Source organism: Rathayibacter sp. AY1C9 (assembly GCF_002932315.1).
In the GTDB taxonomy this organism is placed as follows: Bacteria; Actinomycetota; Actinomycetes; order Actinomycetales; family Microbacteriaceae; genus Rathayibacter.
This window is the reverse complement of record NZ_PSVZ01000033.1, coordinates 1-20,814: the sequence shown is the minus strand read 5'-3', so window position 1 is coordinate 20,814 and position 20,814 is coordinate 1. Positions and strand designations below refer to the sequence as shown.

Genomic DNA, 20,814 nt, shown 5'->3' with positions numbered 1-20,814 from the left:
TCCCCGAGGACGACACCCAGGAGTCCGACCCGCGCGTCGTCTGACCCGTTCCCCCGCACCGACGCCCCGGTGCCGTCCGGCCCGGGGCGTCGGTGCGGGGGAACGGGTCAGACGACGCGCGGGTCGGACTCCTGGGTGTCGTCCTCGGGGATGTGGACGTCCTGGACGGTCACGTTGATCTCGGCGACCTCCATGCCGGCGATGTGCTGGATGGCGTCGGCGACGGCGGAGCGCACGTCCTCGGCGACCTTCTGCAGCGGCGCGGGGTACTCGGCGACGATGGTGATGTCGGCGGCGACCTGGCGCTCGCCGACCTCGACCTTGACGCCCTGGCCGCGGTCGTCGTTGCCGATCGCACTGCGGATGGCGCCGATCGCTCGGGCCGCTCCTCCGCCGAGGGCGTGGACGCCCGGGACCTCGCGCGCGGCGATGCCGGCGACCTTGGCGATGACGCCGTCCTCGATCACGGTGCGTCCGGATCCGGTGCTGGTCTGACGGGTGGTGGTCGCGGTGGTCTCGGCCATGGTCTCCTCTTTCGCTCGGGGCCCGATCGCTCGATCAGGCGGGGTATGCAGGTAGGACGCTCCGTCGACGCCGAACGTCACGGTCGGATCCGGCCCGCCCAGGCAACTGCCAGAGAGGAGGGCCGGGCCGGGCCGGTCCTCTCAGGAACGCGGTCGACGCCCGTCGATTCGCCCTCGGCCCGGTGCTGTGGTGGCATGGAGCCGTGACCGACGCGACCGCCCCGCAGGCGCCCCTCCCCGATCGGACGGCCGCGCGCATGCGCCCGCGCGCCCTGCTCGTCCTGGCCCTGATCGGCGCGGTCGGCGGGACCCTGTCGGGCGCGTTCGGCGTCGGCGGCGGGATCGTGATGGTGCCGATGCTGATCGCGTGGGCCGGGATGGACCAGCGCCGCGCCTCCGCCACCTCGCTGCTCGCGATCGCTCCGACCTCGGTCGCCGGAGCGTTCGGCTACGCCCTCGCCGGTCAGGTCGCCTGGGTCCCGGCGGCGGTGATCGCGGCTGCGGCGATGCTCGGGGCGGTGGCCGGATCCTGGCTGCTCGCGCGGCTGCCCCTCGGCGTGCTGCGCTGGATGTTCGTGGCGCTGCTCGTGGCCGCGGCGGTGCGGATGGCCGTGTTCGGCTCGAACGACACCGGCGACGTCGCCGAGGGCTGGGGCGTGTGGCCCGGATTCGCGGGGCTCGGCATCGGGATGGGCGTCGCTTCCGGCCTCTTCGGCATCGGCGGCGGAGCGATCGCCGTGCCGGTCCTGGTCGGCGCCTTCGGGCTCGCGGACCTCCTGGCCAAGGGCACCTCGCTGGCCGCGATGATCCCCACGGCGGTCACCGGCTCGATCGCGAACGCCCGGCGCGGCCTGCTCGACGTGCGCGCAGGCCTCGTGGTCGGGCTCACCGCCACGGCGTTCTCCTTCGCCGGAGTGGCGCTCTCCTTCCTCCTGCCGGCGCGCGTGTCCGGGATCCTCTTCGCGGTCCTCCTCCTGCTCGCGGCGGTGCAGCTCGCCCTCCGCGGGCGGCGCCGCTGAGCCCTGCACGACGCGGACCCCCGCCGTCAACGCCCTGTCCGATCCGTCGCAGACGCTCGTAGCGTCGTCGCGATCGGGCGCGGGCCCGGAGGGGCGGGAGCACGATGGACCAGCAGCAGCGCGAGCAGCAGGGCCGGCAGCAGCGGCGAGGGGGCGGCGCGAGCCTGCACCGGGACGTCGCACCCGGGGTGCACCGGCTCGAGCACGCCTGGACGAACCTCTACCTGATCGAGGAGGCGGGCCGGCTGACCGTCGTCGACGCCGGGCTCCCGAGGACGTGGCCGCACCTGATCCGCGCGCTGGAGGTGCTCGGCCGCTCGCTCGGCGACATCGACGCCCTCGTGCTGACCCACGCGCACTTCGACCACCTCGGCGTCGCCCGCAGCCTCGTCCGGCGGGGCGTCCCCGTGCACCTGCACGCGGCCGACCAGCCGCTCGCCGCGGAGCCCTACTCCTACCGCCGCCAGCGCACGCCGTTCGTGTACCCGCTGCTGCACCCCTCCGCGATCCCGGTGCTCGGAGCGATGGCCCGTGCGGGCGCGCTCGCGGTGCCGCCCGTGCACGGGACCCTGCCGCTGACCGCCGGAGCGGTGCTCGACGTGCCCGGATCGCCCCGCGTGCTCGCGACTCCGGGGCACACCGACGGGCACGTCTCGCTGCACCTGCCCGAGCGCGATGCGGTGATCGGCGGAGACGCACTGGTCACGCTCGACCCCTACTCCGCGCGCACCGGCCCGCACCTGGTCGCGCGCGCCGCGACCGCCGACACGGCGCAGTCCCTCGACTCGCTGCGGGTCCTCGCCGGGACCGGGGCGCGGACACTCCTCCCCGGCCACGGCGCGCCCTGGCGCCTGGGCGTCGCGGCGGCGGCCGAGCTCGCGGCGCGGACGCCGATCGCCTAGGGCGCGCCGCCGCAGGCCGCTCAGAGGCCGGTGGCCTGCCTCCCCGGCCGACCCGGCCCCGCAGCCGTGGCACCATCGGAGGTGATGTCGATCCCCGGTCCCGCATGAGCGCGGTCAGCTACCAGGCCGCGTCGATCCCCCTCCGCCTGGCCAGCGCCGGCATGGTCGTCGCCCTCCCCGTCCTCGCCGTCGAGCGTCTCGGCGACGTCGCGCTCGGCGGCGCCCTGACCGGAGCGGCGCTTTTCCCCGCCGTGATCGCCGCGCCGCTCGTCGGCACGGTGCTCGACCGGGTCCGCCGCCCCCGCCGGCTCCTGGTCGGCGCCGCGCTCACGACCGCCGTCGCCTTCGCGGTCGCCGCCTTCCTCGGCGAGGTGCCGACGCCGCTCATCGTGGTGCTGCTGCTCCTCGCGGGGCTCGCGACGCCCGTCTACATGGGCGGCATGTCGAGCTTCGTCACGAGCGCCATCCCGGAGCCGCGCCGCGCCTACGCGCAGGACTCGCTCTCGTACACGGTCGCCTCGATCAGCGGGCCGGCCATCGTGGGCCTCGCGGTCGGAGTCGGGGGAGCGCGGACCGCGATGCTCGCCATGGCGGTCCTCGCCCTCATCGGCGTTGTCGGGTCGCTCGGCCTCGCCATGGAGGCCCGTCCGGCGCCGACCGTCGGCGTGCTGCGGACGATCGTCGCGGGCGTCACCCACCTCGTGCGGCACCGTCCGATCGCGGTGGTCACCTCGGCGGGCACCCTCAGCCAGGTCGCGGGCGGAGCGGCGGGAGTCGCGGCGATCAGCCTCTCGGTGGAGCGGCTGGGCAGCACCGACGCCGCCGCGTGGATCCTGACCGCCTTCGCCGTGGGCGGCCTGCTCGGCGCCCTCGCCGTGGCGGCCCGCCGCTGGACCCGCCGTCCGCCGGCGTGGACCATGGGCGCCGCCTACATCGCGACCGGCGCCGTCCTCCTGGTCGCCGTCCCCGACCTGGGCGTCGTCGTGGCGATCGCCGCCTTCGCGGTCGCGGGCGTCTTCACGGCCCCCTCGAACGCGGCGATGCTGCTGCTGCGCGACGAGGAGAGCCCCGCCGCCGTCCGCTCGCAGGTGTTCACGATCGGCGCGGGGCTGCGCTCCGCCGCCGCGGCCGTCGGCGCCGTGCTGGCGGGAGCGGCGGCCGGCCTCGGAGCCTCCTGGCTCGTCGCGGGGATCGCCGTGGTCTGGATCGGCTCCGGCCTGCTGCTGCGGCTGTTCCCCGCGCGCGACCGCGACTGACCCGGGCCGCGCGCGGAGCGCTCGGCGGGACCGGCACCGCCGCGCGCGGAGATCGCGATCAGGCCGCGACGCCCGCCAGCGTGCCCGTGCTCGGCCCGTTCGGGTCGGTGATCATGCAGTTGATCGTCCGGTCGCCCGTGCCCCAGCTCTCGGCGGTCGGGTAGTAGTAGCTGAAGTCGTACGCCGAGTCCTGGTAGCCGATCCCGGTGAACGACTCGAACGCCGTGACGCAGTCGGTCTCGGCCTGCTCCGTCGCGACGGACTCGCCCGGGTACTCGTCGGCGTCGGCCATCGTCAGGTTCTGGAACACCTCGTAGACGTGCGGGTCGGTGCAGGGCACGGTCGGCACGTCGGTGACCTCGGTCGCCTCCTCGCTGAGCTCGCCGTTCAGGCAGTCGCCCACGCGCAGCTGGAAGACGTCGGTCGTCCCGCCCTCGGTGATCTCCCCGGTCTCGTCGTCGCGGGTCTCGCCTCCCATCAGGCCGTTCAGGCCCGAGCAGCCGGTCAGGCCGAGGGCGAGGGCCGCGCCGGCGGCCAGGACGAGGGCGGTTCTGCGGCGGTTCATGGCGACTCCCGGGATCAGCGGTACGGAGGTGTTCCTGTGACGACTCCCAGGCTAGAGGTGCAGGGCATCCGTCCCGAGGGGGATGCACCCGATCCGGATCTCCACTTTCCGGAGTAGCGGACGCTCAGCCCGGTCCGGTCGAATGGGGTCATGGCTCAGAAGACGGTCGCAGACCAGCTCATCGCTCAGCTCATCGACGCCGGCGTCTCCCGCATCTACGGGATCGTCGGCGACTCGCTGAATCCGATCGTCGACGCGGTGCGCCGCAGCGGCGGATCCGAGAAGGGAGGCATCGACTGGATCCACGTGCGCAACGAGGAGGCGGCCGCCTTCGCCGCCGGCGCGGAGGCGCAGCTCACCGGGCGCCTCGCCGTCTGCGCCGGCAGCTGCGGCCCCGGCAACCTGCACCTCATCAACGGCCTCTACGACGCGCACCGCTCCTCCGCCCCGGTGCTCGCCATCGCGAGCCACATCCCCAGCAACGAGATCGGCTCGTCCTACTTCCAGGAGACGCACCCGGACAGGCTCTTCGTCGAGTGCTCGAACTACCGCGAGCTGATCTCGACCGCCGCCCAGGCTCCGCGGGTCGTGAACGCCGCGATGCGCAGCGCGGTGGCGCTCCGCGGAGTCGCCGTGGTCACCCTCCCCGGCGACATCGCCGAGCTGGAGGCGGTCGACGGCTTCCCCGCGTTCGTGCTGCCGTCGACACCCGTCCTGGTCCCCGCCGACGCCGACGTCCGCGCCCTCGCGGCCGCGATCGACCAGGCGCGGACCGTCGCGATCTTCGCGGGCGCCGGAGTGCAGAACGCGCACGACGAGGTCGTCGCCTTCGCCGAGCTGGTGGGCGCGCCCGTCGGGCACAGCCTGCGCGGCAAGGAGTGGATCCAGTACGACAACCCCTACGACGTCGGCATGACGGGCCTCCTCGGCTACGGAGCGGCGCACGCCGGCATGCACGACGCCGACCTGCTCCTCCTCCTCGGCACCGACTTCCCCTACGAGCAGTTCCTCCCCGACGCCTCGAAGGTGGTGATCGCGCAGGTCGACAGCGACGCCTCGAAGCTCGGACGCCGCGTCAGCGTCGCGCACCCCGTCCACGGCGACGTGGCGGCGACCCTCACCGCGCTGACCCCGCTCGTGCAGCGGAAGGACCACCGCTTCCTCGACAAGACGCTGAAGAAGCACGAGAAGCTGGTCACCGGAGTCGTCGGGAAGTACACCGAGGTCGGCACGCGCAGCCCGATCCACCCCGAGCTCGTCGCGTCCACGCTCGACGGCCTGCTCTCCGAGGACGCGATCGTCACCGCCGACACCGGCATGGGCAACGTCTGGCAGGCCCGCTACATCACCCCCAACGGGAAGCGGCGCCTGCTCGGCTCGTACATGCACGGCTCGATGGCGAACGCGCTGCCGCAGGCGGTCGGCGCGCAGCTCTCGCACCCCGGTCGCCAGGTCGTCTCGCTGAGCGGCGACGGCGGGCTCTCCATGCTGATGGGCGAGCTGGTCACGGTCGCCGCCTACCGGCTGCCCGTGACGATCGTCGTGTTCAACAACTCCACGCTCGGGCTGGTGAAGGTCGAGATGCTGGTCGACGGCTTCCCGGACTTCGCCGTCGACGTGCCGATGGTCGACTACGCGAAGGTGGCGGAGGCGATCGGCATCCGCGGCATCCGCGTCGAGGACCCGCGCGACGTGGAGGAGGCCCTCCGCTCGGCGCTCGCCGACAGCGGCCCGGTCCTCGTCGACGTGGTGACGGATCCGCTCGCCCTCTCGCTCCCACCCACGATCACGGGCGCGCAGGTGAAGGGCTTCGCGCTGGCGGTCTCGAAGATCGTGATGAACGGAGGAGCGGGCGAGGCCGTCGCGCTGGCCCGCACCAACATCAAGCACGCTCTCCGATGATCGACGCCCGGGCGCTCGCGAGCGGCACCTGGTTCGTCCGGGGCTCCTCGCTGCCGCTCTGGCGCTCGCGGTCGGGGGTGGCGATCACGTACGCGCCGCTCCCGACCGGCGGGATCGGCGACGTCGTCAGCTGGCGCGGCCGCACGCGCTCGCACTACGTGGTCGGGATCGACACCCCCGACCCGCACGATCCGTCCGGCTTCCGCTGGCGCGGCGTCGAGCCGCTGACCGTCCTCGCCCGCAGCCGCTGGTCGTTCGTGGCCGCCGACGAGGAGGCGGGCTGGGCCCTCACCCGTTTCGCCCGGACGCCGTTCACGCCCGCCGGCGTCGACGTGTACGTCCGCGAGCCGCACCCGGCCCGCGGCGTCCTCGCGGCGGCGCTCGCCGCCTGCGCCGCCGACCCGCGCACGTCCGCGCTGCGCCCGCGCCTCTTCGAGGTCGCGCCCTGATTCCTGAGCGCGCGCCCTCCCGTGAGGGGTCACGAACGGTCGTCATCCCGCTCGGATGACGACCGTCGCGACCCCTCGGCGGTCGTCGATGCGGGGATCGTTCCGCGAGTGCTCGTCGCAGGCGCTCGACGGAGCGCTCGGGGTGGGGGACGAACTCGGCGCCGACGATGCGGACGACGATCGAGGCTGGGTCGTCGTAGCGGCCGAGGTCGCGCGCGAAGCGCCGGTTGCTGGTGCGGTGATCGTCGCCCTCGTACTCCCACGCGACCCGCTCCGCGGGGTACCAGCCGTCCGGACGCCCGATGAAGACCCCGTCGGAGTCGAACAGCGGCTCCTGCAGCACCGGCTCCGGGAGGCCCGCCCGCACCGAGGCGAGCCGGAACCGCGACTCCTGCCGCGACTCCGCCCCGTCGCGCACCAGAGCGAGCGCCGCGCGGAGCCGCACCGAGCCCCGACCGCGGAAGGCCGACGCGCGCTCCCGCAGGTCGGGCAGCGGCACCCAGGGCCGTCGATCGGCCGGATCGCCGACGACCGGCGTGCGCACCAGCGCGTCGCCCACCGCGACGAGGTCGTCCGGCTCGAGGAGCGCGGAGAGATGGCAGAAGAGCGAGGCCGGATCGGTGAGGGGCAGTCCGCGGCGCAGGACGCGGCGGACGTCGGGATCGGCGAGGGCGTGGCCGACGACGTTCCGGTGCCGGGGAGCGCGTCCCGGCCGGCGGACGCTGACGTGCACCGGCTCGTCCGCAGCGGCGGGCGGGAGGTCGAGCGGCCAGAGCCGCGCCGCCGTCACGTGGCTCAGGAGCGCCTCCGGACCGACCAGCGCGAGGAGCGCCTGCGCGCGCAGGCGCAGGTCGGGGTCGGGGTCGGCGGTGCGGACCCCGTGGAAGGGCCGGTGGAGGTCGGAGCTGCGGAGCCGCCCGCGGCTCAGTCCGCTCGCGCGAGCGTCAGCGACGGTGAAGGCGCGGCCGCGGAGTCCGACCGGAAGCGGCGAGGGATCGTGCATCCGGCCACTGTCCCGCCTCCCGATCTTGTGAACCGGTTCTCCACAGGTCGGATCCTGCGCCCTTCCCGCTCGACCGCGTCCAGGCGTCACGAACGGCCGTCACCCTGCCCGGATGACGACCGTTCGTGACGCCTCGGCGGGCCCCTGAAGCCCGCCGGGCGCGTCACTCGCCGAGCGTGATCGCCTGCGCCTCGACGAGCTCGGGCTCGGGCTCGTGGGCGTCGGCGCGGGCCAGGGTGCGGCGTCCGAGCAGCACGATCAGCGCGGCGACGGCGACGGCTCCGGCCGCGGCGTACATCGGGAAGGCCGGCGAGATCGCCGCGGCCAGGGCGGAGGCGGCGGGCGGGGCGATCGCGCCGCCGAGGAAGCGGACGCCGGAGTAGGCGGACGAGGCGACCGAGCGGGGCAGGTCGGTCGCCTCCATCACGCACTCGGTGAGCATCGTGTTGACGACTCCGAGCAGCAGGCCGCCGACGATGATGCAGACGATCAGGCCGACGCGCGACGAGATCACGAGGCCGCCGGCGATCAGGTCCAGCGCGAGCAGCAGCAGCACCGAGCGCAGCACGACGGTGCGCGGGAGGCGCCGGGTGAGCAGCGGAGCGACGAACACGGAGGTGATCGCCACTCCCAGGCCCCAGCCGAAGAACGTGAAGCCGAGGCCCATCTCGTCCAGCCCGAGCGGGTAGGGCGTGTAGGCGAGCAGCACGAAGAAGCCGATGTTGTAGAACAGGGCGGCGCCCGCCAGCGTGCGGATGGCCGGGACCTTGAGGGCCGCGAAGGGCGCCGAGAGCGGAGTCGGAGCGGGCTTCGGGCCGTCCTCGCGCAGGAGCGTCGCGATGGCGATGAAGCCGACGGCCATCAGCACGGCGGTCCCGAAGAACGGACCGCGCCACGAGACGCTGCCGAGAAGCCCGCCGAGCAGCGGGCCGACGGCGATGCCGATGCCCAGAGCGGCCTCGTAGAGCACGATCGCCGCGGAGGAGCCTCCGCTCGCCGCGCCGACGATGGTCGACAGTGCGGTCGAGATGAACAGCGCGTTGCCGAAGCCCCAGCCCGCGCGGAAGCCGATGACGCCCTCGACACTGCCCGCCGTGCCGGCGAGCGCGGCGAACACCACGATCAGCACCAGGCCGATCATGAGGGTCTTCTTGGCGCCGATGCGGCTGGAGAGCCAGCTGGTGAAGAACATCACGACGCCGGTGATGACGAGGTAGCTCGTGAAGAGCAGCGAGGTCTCGGTCGGAGTCGCCTGCAGGCTCTCGGCGATGGCCGGGAGGATCGGGTCGACCAGGCCGATCCCCATGAAGGCGATCACCGCGGCGAAGGCGACGGCCCAGACGGCCAGCGGCTGCTTCAGGATCGAGCCCTGAGCGGGCGAGTGGGGGGAGGTGGTCACTGCGTGAAGCCTTTCTCGGGGGAGGAGGGGACGGGGGTGCCGGCGATCCGGGCGACGCGGGCCTCGACGAGGGTCGCGGCGCGCTCGAGGGCGAGGCGGTCGTCCTCGTCGAGGTCCTCGAACAGCGGGGCCAGGGCGGCCTCGAGGCGGAGCCGGTGCTCGGCGAGGGCGTCGAAGCCGGCGGGAGTGCCCTCGATCAGCCAGGCGCGGCCGTCGCCGGCGTCGTGGACGCGGCGGATCCAGCCGGCCTCGTCGAGCCGGGCGACGATGCCGGTCATCGTCGGCTGGGTGACGCGGACCCGCTCGGCGAGCTCGCCGAGGCGGGAGGGGGAGGCGGTGCGCAGCTCGGCGAGCGTCGACCAGACTGCTCCGGACTGCGCGCCGAGCCCGGTCGCTCCGCTCGCCCGCCCCGCGAACCGCATGAGGGCGGTGGCGGCGGAGGCGAGACGCACGGGGGCACTGGGATCGGGCACGAGAAACAATATAGCACGCCTATGTAGTTCAGTGGAGGGCGCTCCGAGTCCACCCTCCATCGGGCGCACTCACTGACGTTCTCCTCCGCTTCTGTGACAGGATCATACGTATTCGCGCGTCCACTCCCGCGATCACCGACGGAAAGAGAAGTCATGTCCCCCAGCGAGCACGACGTCGTCGTGATCGGAGCCGGTGCCACCGGACTCACCGCGGCGCTCCGGCTGCAGCAGCACGGCCTCGACGTCGTCGTCGTCGAGGCGCGCGAGCGCGTGGGCGGGCGGCTCGAGACCCGCGTGGTCGACGGGCAGCTCCTCGAGCTCGGCGGCCAGTGGGTCTCGCCGGACCAGACGGCGCTCCTCGAGACCCTCGACGAGCTCGGCCTCGGCACCTACTCCCGCTACCGCGAGGGCGAGAGCGTCTACATCGGCGCCGACGGCTCCGCCCGCCGCTTCACCGGCGACATCTTCCCGGGGAGCGAGCGCACCGAGTCCGAGATCTCCCGCCTGATCGAGGTGCTCGACCGCCTCGTCGCCGAGACCGATCCGGCGGCGCCGTGGACGCACCCGCTCGCCCGCGACTACGACCGCGTCACCTTCGCCGCCTGGCTGGAGCAGCAGAGCGACGACGAGGAGGCGCGGGCCAACATCGCCCTCTTCCTCGCCGACGCCATGCTCACCAAGCCGGCGCACGCCTTCTCCCTCCTCCAGGCGCTCCTCATGGCCGCGAGCGCGGGGAGCTTCAGCAACCTGGTCGACGCCGACTTCATCCTCGACAAGCGCGTGATCGGCGGCCTCCAGCAGGTCCCGGAGCGGCTCGCCGAGCGCCTCGGCGCCGAGCGTGTCCTGCTCGGGCACCCGGTCCGCTCCGTCCGCTACGGCGACGACGGGGTCGAGGTGCGCGCCGACGGCGTCGTCCTCCGCGCCCGCCGTGCGATCGTCGCCGTGCCGCCGAACCTCGTCGGCCGCATCTCGTTCGACCCGCCGCTCCCGCGCCTGCGGCAGCAGGCCCTGCAGCACCAGTCGCTCGGCCTCGTGATCAAGGTGCACGCCACCTACGCCACGCCCTTCTGGCGCGCCGACGGCCTCTCCGGCACCGCGTTCAGCCCGCACTCGCTCGTGCACGAGGCCTACGACAACTCGAACCACGGGGAGGAGCGCGGCACCCTGGTCGGCTTCGTCTCGGACGAGAAGGCCGACCGCGTGCTCGCGCTCGACGAGGCGGTGCGGAAGGCCGCGATCCTCGACTCGCTCGCCGCCTACTTCGGCCCGGCCGCACTCGATCCGGTCGTCTACTACGAGAGCGACTGGGCGTCCGAGGAGTGGACGCAGGGCGCGTACGCCGCGAGCTTCGACCTGGGCGGGCTGACCCGGTACGGCGCGCTGCAGCTGGAGCCGGTGGGTCCGCTCCGCTTCGGCACGAGCGACCTCGCCGCCGAGGGCTACCAGCACGTCGACGGCGCCATCCGCGTCGGCAGGCGCCTGGCACAGGAGATCATCGACGAGGACGGCGCGACCGCACCGGCCCCCCACCGCGAAGGAGCACAGCCCGCATGAGCACCCACTACGCCGTGATCGACCCGGCCACGGGGGAGACCCTCCGCGAGTACCCGACCCTCGGTGACGCCGAGCTGACCGCGGCGATCGGCTCGGCGCAGGACGCGTACTCCTCGTGGTCGCGAACCGTGCCCGTCACGACCCGCGCGGCGCTGATCGCCCGCGTGGCAGAGCTGCACGTCGAGCGCGCCGACGAGCTCGCGGCGATCATCGTCCGCGAGATGGGCAAGCCGCTCGACCAGGCGCAGGGCGAGGTCGGCTTCGCCGCCGACATCTACCGCTACTACGCCGAGAACGGCGAGGCCTTCCTCGCCGACGAGCCGATCGAGCTCGCCGAGGGCACCGGCTCCGCGCTGATCCGCCGCGCCGGGCTGGGCGTGCTGCTGGGCATCATGCCGTGGAACTTCCCCTACTACCAGGTGGCCCGCTTCGCCGGCCCGAACGTGGTCGCGGGCAACACGATCCTGCTCAAGCACGCGCCGCAGTGCCCGGAGTCGGCCGCCGCCATCGCCGACATGTTCCGCACCGCGGCCGAGGAGCTGGGTGCGCCCGCCGGCGTCTACGTGAACCTCTACGCCACGAACGAGCAGACCGCGACCGTCATCGCCGACCCCCGGGTCCAGGGCGTCTCCGTCACCGGCTCCGAGCGGGCCGGCGCGGCCGTCGCGGAGCTCGCGGGCCGCCACCTGAAGAAGGTCGTGCTCGAGCTCGGCGGCTCCGACCCGTTCGTGCTCCTGTCGACCGACGACCTCGACAAGGCGGTCGAGGACGCGGTCGCCGCGCGCCTGGACAACAACGGCCAGTCCTGCAACGCCGCGAAGCGCTTCATCGTGATCGACGAGCTGTACGACGCGTTCGCCGAGAAGTTCACGGAGGCGTTCACCCGCGCCCAGCCGGCCGACCCGTTCGCGGAGGGCACCCTCCTCGGCCCGCTCTCCTCCTCCGCCGCGACGGAGCGACTCGAGGCGCAGCTGGCGGCCGCGCGCGAGCAGGGGGCCACCGTCCGCGCCAGCGGCGAGGTGACCGGCAACTTCTTCCCGCCCGCCGTGCTCGAGGGCGTCACGCCCGAGATGGACGCCTACCGCGAGGAGTTCTTCGGCCCCGTCGCCGCGCTCTACCGCGTCCGCGACGAGGACGAGGCGATCGCCCTCGCGAACGACACCCCCTACGGCCTCGGCTCCTACCTCTACACGACCGACCAGGAGCAGGCGCTGCGCCTGGCGGACCGGATCGACGCGGGGATGGTCTGGATCAACCTCGTCCTCGGCGACGCGGCCGAGCTGCCCTTCGGCGGCGTGAAGCGCTCGGGCACCGGCCGCGAGATGGGCCGCCCCGCCCTCGAGGAGTTCGTGAACAAGAAGCTCATCCGCATCGCGTGAGACGGGCGCGGGCCGGGCCCCGGAGTCGATCCGGAGCCCGGCCCGCAGCCGCTCGGCCTGCGCCCGCTCACTTCTTCGTCAGCGACGACTCCTTGTGCGCGGCCTTCGCGTCGGTCTTGTCGCTCTGCACGATCCAGTAGGGCTCGTCGTCCGAGGCGTTGAACTTCTGCCCCTCGAACTGGAACTCCTTCGTCTTCTTCTCGACCAGCTCGCCGTGGGTCTCGCCCTGCGAGGTGTTCCAGCTGATCTTGTCGCCCTTCTTCACGAGGCGGCTCCTCTCTCTCGGTCGCGCCGGAGCGCGGTGGTCCCCTCGCGCGGAAGCGCGATGGTGGTGGTGACGTCGACGATCGCCGGAGCGGCGGGCGCCGACGAGAAGCCGAACCGCACGGGCGGCGAGAGCGGGCGCAGCGGGCCGAGGTCCTCCTCCGCCAGCACCGCGTGGACGCCCTCGACGCGGCGGATCGCCCGCACGCCGTAGTACTCGCGGCGTCCGTGCCCGGCCGACCCGGCCGTGCTCACTCCGCTTACGAGCAGTGAGGCGACCGGCGAGATCGCGGTCAGCCATGCCGGGTGCTCGGCGAGCGGTCGCGGTACGATCCGCAGCAGCCGGCCGAGCGGAGTGAGACCGCCGAGCTCCAGGCGCACCGCGAGCGGTCCGGCCGAGACGGACAGGCCGCCCGCGATCCGACGCCTCGACACCGGCGCGATCCGCACCTCGTCGAACGCGTACGTCGACCCGATGAAGTCCGCGACCTCGCGGGTCGGTGCGATCAGGAGGCGGTGGCCGTCGCCGTCCTCGACCATCGCGTCGGCGAACGGGCCGAAGGGGGTGTCCTCCCAGAGGCCCAGCACGATCCTCGTGCCCGAGGACGTGCCGAACCCCGCGATGCGCCCGCCGAAGCGGAGGAGCCGCGGGGTCCGGCCGGTCATCAGGAGGCCGAGCGCAGCAGCGTGAACGAGCCGTCGCGGACGATCAGCGTGGTGACCTCGCCCTCGACGACCTGCTCCGGGTCGCTCGAGGCGGCCAGCGTCCACTCGGCGCCGGGCGCCTCGGGAACGGTGAACTCGACGCCGTTCTCCGCCGCGTTCAGCAGCAGGGCGAAGCTCGCGCTGCCCTCGTGCTCGAACACGAAGGTGATCGAGCGGGCGTCGGGGTTGTCCCAGTCCTCGTCGGCGAAGCCCTGCGCGTCGGAGCGGAGGATGTCGACCGTGTCGGGGCCGCCGTCGCCGGGGGCGCGGCGGAACCACCTCGGGCGCAGCGCCGGCTCCGCGGCGCGGAGGGCGATCAGCTCGCGGGTGAAGGCGAGCAGCTCGCGGTCCGCGTTCTCCCAGTCGAACCACGAGATCTCGTCGTCCTGGCAGTAGGCGTTGTTGTTGCCGCCCTGCGTGCGGGCGATCTCGTCGCCGCCCAGGATCATCGGCACGCCGGCCGAGAGCAGCAGCGTCGCGAGGAAGTTGCGGCGCATGCGGTCGCGGCGCTCGTTGACCGCCTCGTTCTCGGTCGGGCCCTCGGCGCCGTTGTTGGAGGAGCGGTTGTCGCTCTCGCCGTCGTTGTTGTCCTCGCCGTTGGCCGCGTTGTGCTTGCGCGAGTAGGCGGTGAGGTCGGCGAGGGTGAAGCCGTCGTGCGCGGTGACGAAGTTGATGCTGGAGACCGGCGAGCGGCGGTCGGCCTCGTACACGTCGGGGGAGCCGAGGACGCGCTGCGCGGTCGTGCCGAGCACCGAGTCGGCGCCGTTCCAGAAGTCGCGCACGTCGTCGCGGAACTTCCCGTTCCACTCCGACCAGTCCGCGGGGAAGCCGCCGACCTGGTAGCCGGCGGTGTCCCACGGCTCGGCGATCATCTTGACGGGCGCGAGCACCGGGTCCTGCGCGATCAGGTCGAGGAAGGCGCTGTGCACCTCGGCCTCACCGGTCTGGCGGGTGAGGGTGGTGGCGAGGTCGAAGCGGAAGCCGTCGATGTGCATCTCGGTCACCCAGTAGCGCAGCGAGTCCATGATCAGGCCGAGCGCGGCCGGGTGCGCGACGTTGAGGCTGTTGCCGGTGCCGGTGGTGTCGAAGTAGTTCGCGCGGTCCTCCTCCACCAGTCGGTAGTAGGAGCCGTTGTCGATGCCCTTGAACGAGAGGGTGGGGCCCTTGTCGTTGCCCTCGGCGGTGTGGTTGTAGACCACGTCGAGGATGACCTCGAGGCCGGCCTCGTGGAACGCCTTGACCATGGCCTTGAACTCGTCGACCTGCGAGCCGTCGTCGCCGGCGTGCGAGTACTCGTTGTGCGGCGCGAAGAAGCCGAGGGAGTTGTAGCCCCAGTAGTTGCGCAGGCCCTTCTCCTCGAGGTGCGAGTCCTGCACGAACTGGTGCACGGGGAGCAGCTCGACCGAGGTCACGCCCAGGTCGGTGAAGTGCTTGATCGCGGCGGGGTGAGCGAGGCCGCGGTAGGTGCCGCGGATGTCCTCGGGCACGTCGGGGTGCAGCTTCGTGAAGCCCTTCACGTGCACCTCGTAGACGACGGTCTCCTCGAGCGGGATGCGCGGCGCGGTGTCGCCGCTCCAGTCGAAGGAGTCGGGGTCGGTGACGACGCAGCGGGGGACCGCGTGCGCGGAGTCGGCGTCGTTGCGGGAGTCGGCGTCCTCGTAGAACTGGCCGAAGACGTCCTCGGACCAGGTGTACGAGCCCTCGATCGCGGTGGCGTGCGGGTCGAGGAGGAGCTTGGCGGCGTTGTGGCGGAGGCCGTTGGCGGGGTCCCAGGGGCCGTCGACGCGCAGTCCGTAGCGGGTGCCGATGCCCATCTCGGGGACGAGGCCGTGGAAGACGTGGCCGGTCCGCTCGGTGAGGGCGACGCGGGTCTCTGCTCCGGACTCGTCGAAGAGGCAGACCTCGACGCTGTCCGCGGTCTCGGAGTAGACGGCGACGTCGGCGCCGGCGTCGCCGCGGAGGGAGACGCCGAGGGGATACGGGAAGGAACGGGGGGATGCGGGCATGCGTCCATCCTGACCGGGCGGCTCCGGGAGCTTCGCGCCCTTGTCGCCGCGCCCGCCTCCCGCTAATCTTCCAGGCCCTCCCTTCGACACGGCGCCCTCCGCGGGCATATAGTCAGCTGGCTTACTAAATCGTCGGAGGAGAGCGTCGTGCGCAACCGCAAGTGGATCGGGCTGGTCGTCATCAGCCTCGGAGTGGCGACGATCATCGTCGACTCGACCATCGTCAACGTCGCCATCCCGTCGATCGTCGCCGATCTCGGGATCACCTCGACCCAGGTGCAGTGGGTGCAGGAGTCGTACACGCTCGTGTTCGCCGCGCTCCTGCTGGTCTTCGGCACCCTCGCCGACCGCTGGGGCCGGCGCCGCATGCTGATCGTCGGCGTCTCGCTCTTCGCGCTCTCCTCCGTCGCGGCGGCCCTCGCTCCGACCGGCGACCTGCTGATCCTCTCCAGGGTCGTGCAGGGCGTCGGAGGAGCGATGGTGCTGCCGACGACCCTCTCGCTGATCAACGCCACCTTCCGTGGGCGCGAGCGCGCCATCGCCTTCGCCGTCTGGGGCTCGACCATCGGCGGCATGACCGCGGTCGGCCCGCTGCTCGGCGGCTGGCTCACCACCGACTTCTCCTGGCGCTGGGCGTTCGGCATCAACATCCCGCTCGGCGTGATCATCGTGGTCGGAGCGCTGCTGTTCGTCGACGAGTCGCGGCAGCCCGACGGGCGGAGGGTCGACCTCGTCGGCGCCGCGCTCTCGATCATCGCCTCCGCCTCCCTGGTGTTCGCCCTCATCGAGGGGCGCACCCTCGGCTGGTGGGGCGTCGACGAGCGCCTGAGCGTCGGCGGCTGGAGCTGGCCGCTCGGTCTCTCGCCGGTCCCGATCGCGTTCGCCGTCGCGGTGCTCGCCGGGGTCGCCTTCGTCCTCTGGGCGCGGGCCCGCGAGCGCGCCGGGCGCTCGGCGATGCTCGCGATCGGGCTCTTCCGCCTCGCCTCGTTCCGCAACGGCAACCTCGCCGCGATGATCGTCTCGCTCGGCGAGTTCGGGATCATCCTGGCGCTGCCGATCTGGCTCCAGAGCGTCCTCGGCTACACGGCCGTGCAGACCGGCCTGGTGCTCCTCGCGCTCGCGCTCGGCTCCTTCGTCGCCTCGGGCTTCGCCGGCGCCTTCGGCAACAGGGTCGCGCCGGTGCTGATCGTGCGGGTGGGTCTCGCGGCCGAGATCGTCGGCGTCGCGGGCATCGGCCTGGTCGTCTCCGACTCCACCCCGTGGTGGGCCCTCGTCCCGTTCCTCGCCGTCCACGGCTTCGGCGTCGGCCTCGCGACGGCGCAGCTGACCGGGGTCGTGCTCCGGGATGTGCCCGTCGAGCTCAGCGGGCAGGGCTCGGGCACGCAGTCGACCGCGCGGCAGATCGGCTCGGCGCTGGGCATCGCCGTGCTCGGGACGATCCTCTACACCTCGACCGCGGGGGTCCTCACGACCTCGCTCGAGCAGCAGGGCCTCCCCGCGGAGCAGGTGGCGACCACCGTCGACGCGGTGGTCGACTCCTCCGGTGCGGCGATCGCCGGGCTGGCCGCCTCACCGGCCACCGCCGACGCGGCCCGGGCGGCGGGCGAGGCGTTCTCGGACGGCACCCGCTACGCGGCCTTCGCCGCCGCCGGGTTCCTCGCCGTCGGCTTCCTGGCCACGCTCTCGCTCGGCCGCCCGGCAGAGGAGGAGGAGCCGGAGGTCAGCTCAGCGGAGCCGAGTCGTCGGCGGTGAAGACGATCTTGCCGATCGTGCGGTCGGCGCCGGTCGCTCGGCGCGACAGCACGTCGACGACGTCGCCCAGCGGATGCACGGCGCCCGGCCGGGGCCGCAGCTCGCCGGAGGTGGCGAGCGAGACCGCGCGCCCGATCCGCTCCGCCGTCGCCACCACGATCATGTTGCGCACCCGCGGGCGGTCGCGGCGGACGAGGCCCGTCGCCTGCGAGACCAGCGCCGGACCGCTCGGCACCAGCGTCGCGATGCGCCCGCCCTCGGCCAGGAGGATCGCCGCGTCGTCGACCGGCAGGTGGCCGGAGACGTCGACGACCACGTCGAAGCGGCCGCCCAGCACCCCGAGGTCGAGCGCGCGGTAGTCGTGCGGCTCGGCGCCGAGCGAGCGGAGCAGGTCGGCGGAGGCGGCCGAGCCGGTGGCCGCGACCGTGCAGCCCGCCCGCACCAGCAGCTGGATCGTCGGATCGCCGATGGCTCCCGAGCCGCCGCTGACGAGGACCCGCTCGCCGGCGCGCACGTGCAGCGCGTCCACCAGGCCCACCGCGGTGCCGCCCGACATCGCGAGCGTGACGGCCTCGACGAAGCCGAGGGAGTCGGGCATCGGGACGAGCGAGCGGCTGCGCGCGATGGACGCGTCGGCGAAGGCGTCGCCGTCGCGGGTCATCCCCACCACGCGGTCGCCGATCGCGACCGAGTGCGACCCCGGGCCGAGCGCCTCGACGGTGCCGGCGATGTCGAGGCCGAACCCGTAGGGACGGGAGCGGCCGACGGCCATGATCCGCGCGGAGCCGGACAGGATCTTCTCGTCGGTCGCGTTGATGCTCGCCGCGCGCGTGCGCACCAGGACCTCGCCGCGACCCGGCATCGGCACCGGCGCCTCCCGCCACGAGAGCAGATCGGGCCCGCCGAACCTGTCGTACCCGAGTCGTCGCATGTCGCTCCCGTCGTCCGTGCCAGCCCCCCGAGCCTAGGGCGTGGCCGCTGAGCGGAGGCGTCGCGGGCGCCCGGCGGAACCCCCTCCGGTGCCCGCGGGGCCGGTGCTACCGTGGCGGCCATGAGCGCAGACGACAGTCCCGAGTTCGCAGGCTTCGAGGCCACCCCCTCCACCGATGCGGAGAAGGCCGACGACGTCCGTCCTGCTGACGCCGAGGTCGAGGAGAACACGACGGCCGACGAGAGCCGCGACCCGGACCACGGCTACGACCCGATGAGCGAGAGCGGCTCCGAGAACGCCCCCGAGGACGAGGTCGGCCCCCGCGAGGACGAGGAGGGCCTGCTGCCCCCCGGCAGCACCGCCGAGGGAGCCGGCACCGCGCTCGGCGCCGACGCCGTCGAGTGCGGCGAGCCCTTGGGCGAGAACGCGAGCGCCGGCACCCCCGGCCAGCTCGCCGACGAGCGCTGGCGCACCAACGGCATCAACCCGCTGGGGTGAGCCTTCTTCCGCGGCGGGCGGGGACCGCCGCGGTAACGAACACCGCCGGTCGCGACTCGCTCCACCTGCCCGGCCGTCTGCGGGAGCCGACCGCGCCGCGGCGGGCGGGGACCGCCGCGGGAGTGAACACCGCCTGAGGCGAACCGTCGAAACGCGTTCCAGCGTTTCGGCGTAGCCGGTCGCGACACGCTCCACCTGCCCGGCCACTCCTGGGAGCCGACCGCGCCGCGGCGGGCGGGGACCGCCGCGCAACAAACACAGCTGGCGTTCCGGTTGCTCGGAGGAGGAGCAGGGGTGGGCGCCGTAGCGTTCCGGGAGCGCGGCACGCCGGTCGCGCGGACGGGGAGTCCCATGTCGTTGTTCCTGAACCGCACTCGTGAGGTCCGATGGACCGAGGACGAGAGGCGGGCGCTGGCCGAGGCGGTGGCGGAGGACCGGGCCGACGCCTGGCGCGGAGTGGGTGCGCTCGATCGCACCGTCGTCGTCTCGACCGAGGATCCCGGCGTCCGCGGCGGCGCGCGCTGGCCCACCGATCACCGTGCGTTCCTGCGCGTCGACCGCGGCGCCTCCGTGGTGCTCGCTACCGACGGGCTGAGCGATCCCTTCGACCGGCTCGCGCATCCCGGCACCGGTCTCGGCCTCGAGCTGTGCCTCGAGACGTCCGCCGTCCGCGGCGTCCCCACCGCCGAGCTCTGGAACCACTGGCACTTCCGCCTGCTGTACGAGGCCGCCCGACGGGCCGCCCTGCAGGGGGTGTGCTGCCGCAGCTCCCTCGACACGGCGCGGCTCGCGAACGTCGCGGCGCCGCCCGCCTGGACCGACGAGCAGGGCACCGTCGGCGTCCTCCTGGGCCTGCGCAGCCCCGGCCTGCCCGAGCGGCTCGACCTGGCGACCGGTCACGCCGACCTGGTCACCCTCACGCCGCTGCGGCCGCAGGAGCACGCCCGGGCCTCGGTCGACGCGGGGGCCCTTGCCGAGATCGCCGACCGCCTCCGGGCCCTGCCGCACGAGGAGCTCGTGCACACGGCCCGGCCGCTCGTGGTCTGAGGAGCGTCGCGGCTCAGGAGCCCTCGGCGGGCTCCGGCACCACGGTCATCTCGCCGGTGTTGTTCGCGCTCGCGATGAACTGCTCGATCCACAGGCGGTTCAGCGACGGGCGCTTGCTGCCGTGGAACCGGAAGTGCAGCGGAGTCGTCGGGTGCACCCAGACGGAGCTGCGGCCGTAGCCGGACGACTCCGGCTCGCTCCAGGAGAGGCTGAACGATTCGTTCCGCCGCATCTTGGTGAACATCGCGACCTTGAGGTGCGCGAGGAGCCGGTCCTCGAAGTCGATCTCGAGTGATTGCGGTCCGTAGATCAGTCGTCCCATTGTCTCCGCCGTGAAGTCGTGCCGACGCGCCGGAGTCCCGGACGGCGTCGCGGGCTCCGTGAGCTCGGGAGCCGCCACGGAGAGGATACCGATCCTGCGACCCGGAGGGGTGACACGGCTTTCGCCTCCGCCGGCCGAGGGCGGGATCACCCCGTCAACGACGGACGCCCCGCCGACCGGATCCGGGGATCCTGGTCGACGGGGCGTCGGAAGTCGGAGATTACTCGCCGACGCCGCGGATGTTCGCGGCCTGCGGGCCCTTGCGGCCCTGCTCGACGTCGTACTCGACGTGCTGGTTCTCGACGAGCTCGCGGTAGCCCTGCTTCGCGATGGCGGAGAAGTGCGCGAACACGTCGGCGCCTCCGTCGTCGGGAGCGATGAAGCCGAAGCCCTTTTCGGAGTTGAACCACTTAACGGTGCCAGTAGGCATTTCTTTTCCTTATGTGTTAATGACGCCGACCGAGGCCGGCGTCGTCAGAGTCCGCACGAGTGTGCGGTACCCGCTCGACTCGGCCTCCGCGGGTGAAACACGCGTCTGCCGGAGTCGTCCGGGTCGTCTAGGGGCTGAGCTCGCGCCTCCGGGGGAGGGCGGCTCTGCGGGGGAGAACGTCCCGCGGACCGGGCGAGCCGGTGGAGCGGGGGTCGAACGAGGAACGGCGCGGCTTCCGCGGCGTCCTGTGAAGGGCGGTACCCGCGTGCGAGGCGGGCGTTCGAACCGGACGACCGAGGACGATGCTCTCGGTCGGTGCGGTCTCTATCAGGGGCTGAGTCTCTTCGTCGTCGTGCGACTTCTCAGCCGTGGAATTCGGGCGATCGCCCAGGAGATGTCTCGACTCTACGGGATCACTGCCCCCGAGCGCGACC

The 20,814-nt window shown here is 73.2% G+C and carries 20 protein-coding genes; 10 read left to right on the top strand and 10 right to left on the bottom strand.

The window, feature by feature from the left end; genetic code table 11:
• Positions 1–107 precede the first annotated feature (107 nt).
• Entirely contained in the window at positions 108–524 is a 417-nt protein-coding gene (locus C5D09_RS15835) for an Asp23/Gls24 family envelope stress response protein (RefSeq protein WP_104225148.1), read from the bottom strand.
• Between the two features lie 203 nt (positions 525–727).
• On the opposite strand from C5D09_RS15835, the gene C5D09_RS15830 reads away from it, so the two are divergent.
• From C5D09_RS15830 to C5D09_RS15820, 3 genes are all read left to right on the top strand, one after another.
• On the top strand, positions 728–1,543 hold the full coding sequence (locus tag C5D09_RS15830) for a sulfite exporter TauE/SafE family protein (protein WP_104233037.1): 816 nt from the start codon (positions 728–730) through the stop codon (positions 1,541–1,543).
• Positions 1,544–1,647: 104 nt separating this feature from the next.
• Positions 1,648–2,445, top strand: coding sequence for an MBL fold metallo-hydrolase (locus C5D09_RS15825; RefSeq protein WP_104269736.1), 798 nt, complete (start codon positions 1,648–1,650; stop codon positions 2,443–2,445).
• A 104-nt stretch (positions 2,446–2,549) separates the two neighbouring features.
• A complete protein-coding gene (locus C5D09_RS15820; RefSeq protein ID WP_104269735.1) occupies positions 2,550–3,701 on the top strand; it encodes an MFS transporter in 1,152 nt (383 codons plus the stop codon).
• Positions 3,702–3,759: 58 nt separating this feature from the next.
• On the opposite strand, the gene C5D09_RS15815 is transcribed toward C5D09_RS15820, so the two are convergent.
• Positions 3,760–4,266, bottom strand: a complete 507-nt coding sequence (locus C5D09_RS15815) for a septum formation family protein (protein WP_104226088.1) — start codon at positions 4,264–4,266, stop codon at positions 3,760–3,762.
• 150 nt (positions 4,267–4,416) lie between these two features.
• Here C5D09_RS15815 and C5D09_RS15810 point away from each other — a divergent pair, with 150 nt between their 5' ends.
• Together C5D09_RS15810 and C5D09_RS15805 are read left to right on the top strand one after the other, a co-directional pair.
• Positions 4,417–6,168 (top strand): pyruvate dehydrogenase, encoded by a 1,752-nt coding sequence (locus C5D09_RS15810; protein WP_104261347.1) that lies wholly within the window; start codon positions 4,417–4,419, stop codon positions 6,166–6,168.
• Positions 6,165–6,617 (top strand): hypothetical protein, encoded by a 453-nt coding sequence (locus C5D09_RS15805; RefSeq protein WP_104261348.1) that lies wholly within the window; start codon positions 6,165–6,167, stop codon positions 6,615–6,617. Before C5D09_RS15810 ends, C5D09_RS15805 begins: the two co-directional genes overlap by 4 nt.
• Before the next feature lie 1,166 nt (positions 6,618–7,783).
• Here the strand turns inward: C5D09_RS15805 and C5D09_RS15795 are convergent.
• Entirely contained in the window at positions 7,784–9,019 is a 1,236-nt protein-coding gene (locus C5D09_RS15795) for an MFS transporter (protein WP_104269734.1), read from the bottom strand.
• Positions 9,016–9,492 carry a MarR family winged helix-turn-helix transcriptional regulator gene (locus tag C5D09_RS15790; RefSeq protein ID WP_181135067.1) on the bottom strand — a complete coding sequence of 159 codons (477 nt, stop codon included), beginning with the start codon at positions 9,490–9,492 and terminating at the stop codon, positions 9,016–9,018. Before C5D09_RS15790 ends, C5D09_RS15795 begins: the two co-directional genes overlap by 4 nt.
• A 153-nt stretch (positions 9,493–9,645) precedes the next feature.
• On the opposite strand from C5D09_RS15790, the gene C5D09_RS15785 reads away from it, so the two are divergent.
• Together C5D09_RS15785 and C5D09_RS15780 are read left to right on the top strand one after the other, a co-directional pair.
• On the top strand, positions 9,646–11,046 hold the full coding sequence (locus C5D09_RS15785; protein WP_104269732.1) for an NAD(P)/FAD-dependent oxidoreductase: 1,401 nt from the start codon (positions 9,646–9,648) through the stop codon (positions 11,044–11,046).
• Positions 11,043–12,425, top strand: a complete 1,383-nt coding sequence (locus tag C5D09_RS15780; protein WP_104269731.1) for an NAD-dependent succinate-semialdehyde dehydrogenase — start codon at positions 11,043–11,045, stop codon at positions 12,423–12,425. Before C5D09_RS15785 ends, C5D09_RS15780 begins: the two co-directional genes overlap by 4 nt.
• Before the next feature lie 67 nt (positions 12,426–12,492).
• Here the strand turns inward: C5D09_RS15780 and C5D09_RS15775 are convergent, their stop codons facing one another.
• From C5D09_RS15775 to glgX, 3 genes are read right to left on the bottom strand one after another with little or no spacing between them, the layout of a single operon-like run.
• Complete coding sequence (locus tag C5D09_RS15775; protein ID WP_056866275.1) at positions 12,493–12,690, bottom strand: DUF2945 domain-containing protein; 198 nt, start codon at positions 12,688–12,690, stop codon at positions 12,493–12,495.
• Positions 12,687–13,355: a hypothetical protein gene (locus C5D09_RS15770; protein ID WP_104269730.1), complete on the bottom strand. Its 669-nt coding sequence runs from the start codon at positions 13,353–13,355 to the stop codon at positions 12,687–12,689. Before C5D09_RS15770 ends, C5D09_RS15775 begins: the two co-directional genes overlap by 4 nt.
• On the bottom strand, positions 13,355–15,400 hold the full coding sequence (gene glgX, locus C5D09_RS15765) for a glycogen debranching protein GlgX (RefSeq protein ID WP_104269729.1): 2,046 nt from the start codon (positions 15,398–15,400) through the stop codon (positions 13,355–13,357). Before glgX ends, C5D09_RS15770 begins: the two co-directional genes overlap by 1 nt.
• A gap of 147 nt (positions 15,401–15,547) precedes the next feature.
• On the opposite strand from glgX, the gene C5D09_RS15760 reads away from it, so the two are divergent.
• Entirely contained in the window at positions 15,548–17,152 is a 1,605-nt protein-coding gene (locus tag C5D09_RS15760; RefSeq protein ID WP_104269728.1) for a DHA2 family efflux MFS transporter permease subunit, read from the top strand.
• Here C5D09_RS15760 and C5D09_RS15755 read toward each other — a convergent pair.
• Entirely contained in the window at positions 17,121–18,083 is a 963-nt protein-coding gene (locus tag C5D09_RS15755) for an NADP-dependent oxidoreductase (protein WP_104267194.1), read from the bottom strand. The genes C5D09_RS15760 and C5D09_RS15755 overlap by 32 nt on opposite strands.
• 120 nt (positions 18,084–18,203) lie before the next feature.
• On the opposite strand from C5D09_RS15755, the gene C5D09_RS15750 reads away from it, so the two are divergent.
• Both C5D09_RS15750 and C5D09_RS15745 read left to right on the top strand, forming a co-directional pair.
• Positions 18,204–18,581, top strand: a complete 378-nt coding sequence (locus C5D09_RS15750; RefSeq protein ID WP_146078783.1) for a hypothetical protein — start codon at positions 18,204–18,206, stop codon at positions 18,579–18,581.
• A 351-nt stretch (positions 18,582–18,932) separates the two neighbouring features.
• A complete protein-coding gene (locus C5D09_RS15745) occupies positions 18,933–19,628 on the top strand; it encodes a hypothetical protein (RefSeq protein WP_104269726.1) in 696 nt (231 codons plus the stop codon).
• Between the two features lie 13 nt (positions 19,629–19,641).
• Here C5D09_RS15745 and C5D09_RS15740 read toward each other — a convergent pair whose 3' ends face one another.
• Both C5D09_RS15740 and C5D09_RS15735 read right to left on the bottom strand, forming a co-directional pair.
• Positions 19,642–19,950: a hypothetical protein gene (locus tag C5D09_RS15740; protein ID WP_104226101.1), complete on the bottom strand. Its 309-nt coding sequence runs from the start codon at positions 19,948–19,950 to the stop codon at positions 19,642–19,644.
• A 220-nt stretch (positions 19,951–20,170) separates the two neighbouring features.
• Positions 20,171–20,380 (bottom strand): cold-shock protein, encoded by a 210-nt coding sequence (locus C5D09_RS15735; protein WP_055786246.1) that lies wholly within the window; start codon positions 20,378–20,380, stop codon positions 20,171–20,173.
• Between the last annotated feature and the right edge of the window lie 434 nt (positions 20,381–20,814).

Coding starts and splice junctions, on each gene's coding strand:
- C5D09_RS15835 (WP_104225148.1), bottom strand. CDS start 524: ATGGCCGAGACCACCGCGACCACCACCCGTCAGACCAGCACCGGATCC.
- C5D09_RS15825 (WP_104269736.1), top strand. CDS start 1,648: ATGGACCAGCAGCAGCGCGAGCAGCAGGGCCGGCAGCAGCGGCGAGGG.
- C5D09_RS15820 (WP_104269735.1), top strand. CDS start 2,550: ATGAGCGCGGTCAGCTACCAGGCCGCGTCGATCCCCCTCCGCCTGGCC.
- C5D09_RS15815 (WP_104226088.1), bottom strand. CDS start 4,266: ATGAACCGCCGCAGAACCGCCCTCGTCCTGGCCGCCGGCGCGGCCCTC.
- C5D09_RS15810 (WP_104261347.1), top strand. CDS start 4,417: ATGGCTCAGAAGACGGTCGCAGACCAGCTCATCGCTCAGCTCATCGAC.
- C5D09_RS15805 (WP_104261348.1), top strand. CDS start 6,165: ATGATCGACGCCCGGGCGCTCGCGAGCGGCACCTGGTTCGTCCGGGGC.
- C5D09_RS15785 (WP_104269732.1), top strand. CDS start 9,646: ATGTCCCCCAGCGAGCACGACGTCGTCGTGATCGGAGCCGGTGCCACC.
- C5D09_RS15780 (WP_104269731.1), top strand. CDS start 11,043: ATGAGCACCCACTACGCCGTGATCGACCCGGCCACGGGGGAGACCCTC.
- C5D09_RS15770 (WP_104269730.1), bottom strand. CDS start 13,355: ATGACCGGCCGGACCCCGCGGCTCCTCCGCTTCGGCGGGCGCATCGCG.
- glgX (WP_104269729.1), bottom strand. CDS start 15,400: ATGCCCGCATCCCCCCGTTCCTTCCCGTATCCCCTCGGCGTCTCCCTC.
- C5D09_RS15755 (WP_104267194.1), bottom strand. CDS start 18,083: ATGCGACGACTCGGGTACGACAGGTTCGGCGGGCCCGATCTGCTCTCG.
- C5D09_RS15750 (WP_146078783.1), top strand. CDS start 18,204: ATGAGCGCAGACGACAGTCCCGAGTTCGCAGGCTTCGAGGCCACCCCC.
- C5D09_RS15745 (WP_104269726.1), top strand. CDS start 18,933: ATGTCGTTGTTCCTGAACCGCACTCGTGAGGTCCGATGGACCGAGGAC.
- C5D09_RS15740 (WP_104226101.1), bottom strand. CDS start 19,950: ATGGGACGACTGATCTACGGACCGCAATCACTCGAGATCGACTTCGAG.
- C5D09_RS15735 (WP_055786246.1), bottom strand. CDS start 20,380: ATGCCTACTGGCACCGTTAAGTGGTTCAACTCCGAAAAGGGCTTCGGC.